Source organism: Bacillus sp. SRL543, from assembly GCF_984799205.1.
In genome coordinates this window covers 353,192-360,000 of record NZ_OZ481794.1, presented here as the reverse complement: position 1 = coordinate 360,000, position 6,809 = coordinate 353,192, and the positions used below count along the sequence as shown (strand labels likewise).

The 6,809-nt window shown below is 47.7% G+C and carries 3 protein-coding genes and 1 rRNA gene (1 of these 4 cut by a window edge); all 4 read right to left on the bottom strand.

What is annotated here, in order from left to right; all coding sequences use genetic code 11:
- A 16S ribosomal RNA gene (locus AC4E8B_RS02010) occupies positions 1 to 1,506 on the bottom strand; it reaches 44 nt to the left of the window's first position.
- A 317-nt stretch (positions 1,507 to 1,823) separates the two neighbouring features.
- On the bottom strand, positions 1,824 to 3,890 hold the full coding sequence (gene ptsG, locus AC4E8B_RS02005; RefSeq protein ID WP_490216705.1) for a glucose-specific PTS transporter subunit IIBC: 2,067 nt from the start codon (positions 3,888 to 3,890) through the stop codon (positions 1,824 to 1,826).
- Positions 3,891 to 4,079: 189 nt separating this feature from the next.
- Complete coding sequence (gene glcT, locus AC4E8B_RS02000; RefSeq protein WP_490216704.1) at positions 4,080 to 4,922, bottom strand: glucose PTS transporter transcription antiterminator GlcT; 843 nt, start codon at positions 4,920 to 4,922, stop codon at positions 4,080 to 4,082.
- Between the two features lie 539 nt (positions 4,923 to 5,461).
- Positions 5,462 to 6,790 carry an NCS2 family permease gene (locus tag AC4E8B_RS01995; protein ID WP_490216702.1) on the bottom strand — a complete coding sequence of 443 codons (1,329 nt, stop codon included), beginning with the start codon at positions 6,788 to 6,790 and terminating at the stop codon, positions 5,462 to 5,464.
- Positions 6,791 to 6,809: the final 19 nt, after the last annotated feature.

Here is a 6,809-nt window from a genome sequence, read left to right as displayed (position 1 = left end):
ACGACTTCACCCCAATCATCTGTCCCACCTTAGGCGGCTGGCTCCAAAAGGTTACCCCACCGACTTCGGGTGTTACAAACTCTCGTGGTGTGACGGGCGGTGTGTACAAGGCCCGGGAACGTATTCACCGCGGCATGCTGATCCGCGATTACTAGCGATTCCAGCTTCATGCAGGCGAGTTGCAGCCTGCAATCCGAACTGAGAATGGTTTTATGGGATTCGCTTAACCTCGCGGTCTCGCAGCCCTTTGTACCATCCATTGTAGCACGTGTGTAGCCCAGGTCATAAGGGGCATGATGATTTGACGTCATCCCCACCTTCCTCCGGTTTGTCACCGGCAGTCACCTTAGAGTGCCCAACTGAATGCTGGCAACTAAGATCAAGGGTTGCGCTCGTTGCGGGACTTAACCCAACATCTCACGACACGAGCTGACGACAACCATGCACCACCTGTCATCCTGTCCCCCGAAGGGGAACGCCCTATCTCTAGGGTTGTCAGGAGATGTCAAGACCTGGTAAGGTTCTTCGCGTTGCTTCGAATTAAACCACATGCTCCACCGCTTGTGCGGGCCCCCGTCAATTCCTTTGAGTTTCAGCCTTGCGGCCGTACTCCCCAGGCGGAGTGCTTAATGCGTTAGCTGCAGCACTAAAGGGCGGAAACCCTCTAACACTTAGCACTCATCGTTTACGGCGTGGACTACCAGGGTATCTAATCCTGTTTGCTCCCCACGCTTTCGCGCCTCAGCGTCAGTTACAGACCAGAAAGTCGCCTTCGCCACTGGTGTTCCTCCACATCTCTACGCATTTCACCGCTACACGTGGAATTCCACTTTCCTCTTCTGCACTCAAGTCCCCCAGTTTCCAATGACCCTCCACGGTTGAGCCGTGGGCTTTCACATCAGACTTAAGAGACCGCCTGCGCGCGCTTTACGCCCAATAATTCCGGACAACGCTTGCCACCTACGTATTACCGCGGCTGCTGGCACGTAGTTAGCCGTGGCTTTCTGGTCAGGTACCGTCAAGGTGCCGGCAGTTACTCCGGCACTTGTTCTTCCCTGACAACAGAGTTTTACGATCCGAAAACCTTCATCACTCACGCGGCGTTGCTCCGTCAGACTTTCGTCCATTGCGGAAGATTCCCTACTGCTGCCTCCCGTAGGAGTCTGGGCCGTGTCTCAGTCCCAGTGTGGCCGATCACCCTCTCAGGTCGGCTACGCATCGTTGCCTTGGTGAGCCGTTACCTCACCAACTAGCTAATGCGCCGCGGGCCCATCTGTAAGTGATAGCCGAAACCATCTTTCAGCATATCCCCATGAGGGGAAATGCATTATCCGGTATTAGCTCCGGTTTCCCGAAGTTATCCCAGTCTTACAGGCAGGTTGCCCACGTGTTACTCACCCGTCCGCCGCTGACTTCAGGGAGCAAGCTCCCATCCGTCCGCTCGACTTGCATGTATTAGGCACGCCGCCAGCGTTCGTCCTGAGCCAGGATCAAACTCTCCATATAAGAGTAAGATTTAGCTCTGATAAAAAAATTAAGATTAACGTTGACGTTTTTGTTCGTTCAGTTTTCAAAGGACGATCTCAGTCACTCTCTCGGAGCAACTATATTAGAATAACATTTCCCACAGCCCTCGTCAACAACTTTTTTAAAACAACTAAGGTTGAAAGCTTTTGCCGAAAACGACTGCTCACCTATATTAACACCGAACCTGCATATGAGTCAACACCGTAATCTATGTTTTTATTCATAGATTTTACTCATTAAAAAAAAGGCCGGCCGCTGTCTGCGGCCGGACCTACAATACCTTTATATATAGAAGATTATTTCTTAATTGTAATAATATCTTCTTCTTTTATATCTACACTGCCGGTTTTATTAATAACAACCGTTTCACCTTCAGCCAAATTAGTAAATACAATCGGCGTCATGATAGATGGTGCATTTTCTTTTACAAAGTTCAGGTCGACCTTTAAGAGAGGCTGCCCTTTTTCCACTCTGTCATTTTCTTTGACAAGTGTTTCAAAGCCTTTGCCTTTCAAGTTGACTGTATCAATGCCGACATGGATCAGTATTTCGCGGCCGGAATCTGACAGGAGACCCAGGGCGTGTTTTGTCGGGAACAAATTGACTATCTTGCCGTCAACCGGAGAAACGATCGTACCTTCACTTGGAACGATTGCGAAACCATCGCCCATCATTTTTCCGGAGAACACTGCATCTGGAACATCTGTAATAGGCTTGATTTCTCCTTTTATAGGAGAAACAAAAATATCTTCTCCTTTATGCTCTGTCTGCAGCGCTTCTGGATTTACTTCCTCGATTTGCTGCTCAACACCCTTTTCAGGAGCTTTTTCCACCGGACGCGGTTTTTTGCCGGTCATAATATCCTTCATTTGGCCTTTAATCGTTTCAGATCTAGGGCCGAAGATTGCTTGAATATTGTTGCCTACTTCAAGGACACCGGAGGCCCCCAGCTTCTTCAAACGGTTTTTATCTACATCTTTAATATCATTTACAGACACACGAAGGCGTGTGATACATGCATCAAGATGAGAGATGTTTCCTTGTCCGCCCATTGCTTCAAGGATTTGGTACGGAAGATCTCCGCCTTTATTTTCACCTTCAGTAACGTCTTCTTCTTCTACATCTTCGCGTCCAGGTGTCTTAAGGTTGAACTTGCGGATCGCAAAGCGGAAGCCGAAGTAGTAGATAACCGCAAAGACAATACCTACCGGGATGACAATCCATGCGTTTGTCTGAGGGTTAATCAGACCGAACAGGATATAATCAATCAAACCGCCAGAGAAGGTCATACCGATTTTTACATTCAAAAGATGCATTGTCATAAAGGACAATCCGGCGAAAATGGCATGGATACCGAAAAGTACAGGAGCTACGAACAGGAATGAGAATTCCAGCGGCTCAGTAATACCAGTCAGGAATGAAGTCAAAGCCGCAGAAGCCATCAGGCCTCCGACAATTGCTTTTCGTTCCGGACGGGCTTCATGATAGATCGCCAGAGCAGCTGCCGGAAGACCGAACATCATGAACGGGAATTTACCAGTCATGAAAGTACCAGCTGTTAGATCCTGGACACGATCCTTGATTTCAGCCATGAAGATCCTTTGGTCACCGCGCACCAATTCGCCTGCATTTGTTGTATATTGTCCAAACTCATACCAGAATGGCGAGTAGAAGATATGGTGCAGGCCAAAAGGAATAAGCGAGCGTTCAATGACACCAAACACAAATGCGGATAATGTCAGGTTGGCATGGACCATGTTTTGAGAAAAAGCGTTAAGTGCAGACTGGATCGGAGGCCAGATGATAATCATCAAAAGCCCAAGGACCACTGCACTCGCTGCTGTCGCAATCGGTACAAAACGCTTTCCTGCAAAGAATCCTAAATAGGAAGGAAGCTCAATTTCAAAGAATTTATTATACATGGATGCAGCGAGAATACCTACAATAATACCGCCGAATACACCCGTCTGGAGAGTCGGTATTCCCAGGACATTGGCATATTCCATACTTCCTTCAAGGTCTTTTGCTTCAATGCCCAATACAGTGCCCATCGTTACATTCATAATCAAGTAACCGATGATGGCAGCAAGGGCAGCTACACCTTCCCCGCCTGCAAGGCCGACTGCAACACCGACCGCAAACAAGAGGGCAAGGTTGCTGAATACAATATTACCGGCGTTTTCCATAACGGAAGCGACCATTTCCACTCCGCCATTTTCCAGGAATGGAGCTAATTCCAGCAGCGCAGGGTTCTGCAGGGCATTACCAAAGGCAAGCAGGATACCTGCAGCCGGAAGGAGCGCTACCGGAAGCATCAATGCCTTGCCGACTTTTTGCAAGACACCAAAAGCTTTTTTAAACATGTGAATTCCTCCTTTTTTTATAAGCTCATAAAGCGTTTCCAATACTGAGCACAATTAAGCAGAAAGCAAAAAAGGCATGAGGAAAAAATAACCGAAAAAAGCTGTACAGGTGTATATTACCCATAAAACTTGTTTTCAATTATCTAATCACTCATGCCTGATCGTATCAGTAACACGTAATTATGATATTTATTTGATTTTCTTTTGAAGCCTCTGCAGGTGCATCGTCAGATACACTGCTTCTGCATCAAAAACTTTTTTTCGCAGCGCTTGCTGCATCACTTTAATGAGCTTCCAGGAAAGATTGTAACACACAGGATACTCTGACTTCAAGAGGTCTGCAATTTTTTCCGGCTCTTCCACTTGTTCGCCGGTATGTACCCTCTCGATTGTAAACCTCAGATGCCGGACAAGCCTCATATAATCTATGCTTTCTTTATCGATTTTTATATCAAGCTGCTCTTCAATCATATTTACCAGATGGGTCACAAGCTGCGAGTGCTGATTGACCTCGGAAAGATTCCGGTTCATGACGGCACTGTGGATATGGAGGGCAATAAATCCAACTTCCCCTTCAGGCAGGTGCACTCCCGCCCTTTCTCCAATCAGCTGGACAACATCCTTGGCTACTTCATACTCGAAAGGATACAGCGCTTTCGTTTCAATCAGGAAGGGATTTCGCATTTCCATGCCAATGGACAGCCTGCTGACAGCGAACATCAAATGGTCGGTCAGCGCCACATGGATATGCTCATTCAATTCCGAGTTAGTCCGCTGCTTGATCAGTTCAAGAGAGGAAATGATAACATCGAGCAGTTCATTGTCCACATGCGGGAGAAGCTTGATATAGTTTTCCTGCTCTTTTTCATTCTTCAGGATAAAGAGCTTTTCTACAGAAGCTTCATCAATGAAATCACCTTTCTTATGGCTGAAGCCAATCCCCTTCCCAATGAGGACAACCTCGCCGTGTTCCTGGTGTTGGCCGATCAGTACATTATTATTTAGTGCCTTTTTCACTTCAAGCGTTTTCATATCCTCTTTCCTCTTTTCAGTCTCCATCAAGTAGTTACATGTTATAAAAGACAAAATCGGAAGTCAATAAAAAGAAAAGCGGAGGCGACTGTTCAGGTGCGACAAGCATAAGACAAGCAGGACGGAAGGTTGTTCTTTAACCTTCTGGCCTGATTGGCTTATGACTCGAGCACCTAGGAGCCGCAGCTGGACAGATAGAAAAGCGGAAGCGGCTTGCCCAGAGCCGACAAGCATAAGACGCGGCAGAATAAAAGGCGTTCTTTGCCTTATTCTGCCGTGGCTTATGACTCGAGGCTCTAGCCGCTGGAGCTGGACAAATAGAAAAGCGGAGGGCGCTTGCCCAGCCCCGACAAGCATAAGACGAACAGAGCGAAAGGTTTGCTCTTTAACCTTTTGATCTGTTTGGCTTAAGACTCGAGGGGCTAGCGCCCGGAGCTGGACAATCGAAATGCGGAAGCGGCTTGCCCAGAGCCGACAACCTATGCGAAAAGAGCCTCTACAAAAGAAAGAGAGCCTCCATAAAAGAGGCTCCCACAAAATTATTTTAAGAAAACAAAGTAAAGGACAAACACTGCAAACAGGAAGTACATGATCGGGTGAATCTCTTTGACTTTTCCTTTTACTATCATGGTGATTGGATAAAAGATAAAGCCGATTGCAATCCCGGTAGCAATGCTGTATGTGAGCGGCATGGCTATGATTGTCAGGAAGGCTGGAACGGCGATTTCGAATCTCTTCCAGTCAATCTGCCCAAGCGATGAAACCATCAGGACACCTACAATGATCAGGGCCGGAGCTGTAACCGGCGCTGTGATTACATCAAGCAGCGGGAAGAAGAACAGTGAAAGCAGGAAGAACGCAGCTGTCACAATTGCTGCGAATCCTGTCCTGGCTCCGGCAGCCACCCCAGCAGATGATTCAATATAAGATGTTGTTGTTGAAGTTCCAAGTATGGCTCCCGCCACAGTGGCACAAGAGTCAGCAAGCAGCCCTTTGCCTGCGCGCGGCAGGATGTTCCCCTTCATAAGACCTGCCTGGTTAGCGACTGCGACGAGTGTTCCTGCTGTATCAAAGAAGTCAACGAACAGGAACGTCAGAACAACGACAAGCATCTCTGTCGTAAAGAATGAACTGTCGCCAAATGCCGTAAAGGCAGCTCCGAACGTAGGTTCGAGGCTTGGTACAGCGCCTACGATATTTTCAGGAGCATTAATCAGTCCAAAAATCATACCGGCTAGTGCAGTCACTGCCATCCCGATGAAGATACCGCCTTTGACGCCTTTAGTCATAAGGATGACCGTAATAACAATGCCGAAGATGGCCAAAAGGACGTTTCCATTTGAAAGATCGCCAAGTCCGAGCAGTACGGCATCATCATTGACAATGATCCCGGCGTTCTGGAACCCGATAAAGGCGATGAACAGCCCGATTCCCGCTCCTACTGCAAACTTCAGTTCAGCAGGAATGGCATTGATTATTTTTTCCCTGATGCCTGAAAGCGTGAGTAGTATGAAAATCAGACCGGAAATGAGCACCCCGCCGAGTGCATGCTGCCAGGAGATCCCCATTGTCAATATGACTGTATAGGCGAAAAAGGCATTCAAGCCCATCCCCGGCGCAAGCCCGATCGGATATTTAGCAATCAGGCCCATTAAAATGGACCCGATGGCAGCAGCAAGGGCTGTCGCCACAAAGACTGCACCCTGATCCATCCTCATGCTGTCCGGAAGGTCTGGAACAGACTGCAATGATAATGTGAGCGGGTTAACGGCCAGGATATAGGCCATTGATAAAAACGTAGTTAATCCGCCAATGATTTCGCGGCGGTAATTCGTGCCAAGCTCTTCAAACTGGAAATACTTTTTCATTACTTTCCCCCCTAGTGTA

What these genes read in the sequence shown, in the direction of transcription:
- ptsG (WP_490216705.1), bottom strand. Translation starts at nt 3,890, where the DNA reads ATGTTTAAAAAAGCTTTTGGTGTCTTGCAAAAAGTCGGCAAGGCATTG.
- AC4E8B_RS01995 (WP_490216702.1), bottom strand. Translation starts at nt 6,790, where the DNA reads ATGAAAAAGTATTTCCAGTTTGAAGAGCTTGGCACGAATTACCGCCGC.
- glcT (WP_490216704.1), bottom strand. Translation starts at nt 4,922, where the DNA reads ATGAAAACGCTTGAAGTGAAAAAGGCACTAAATAATAATGTACTGATC.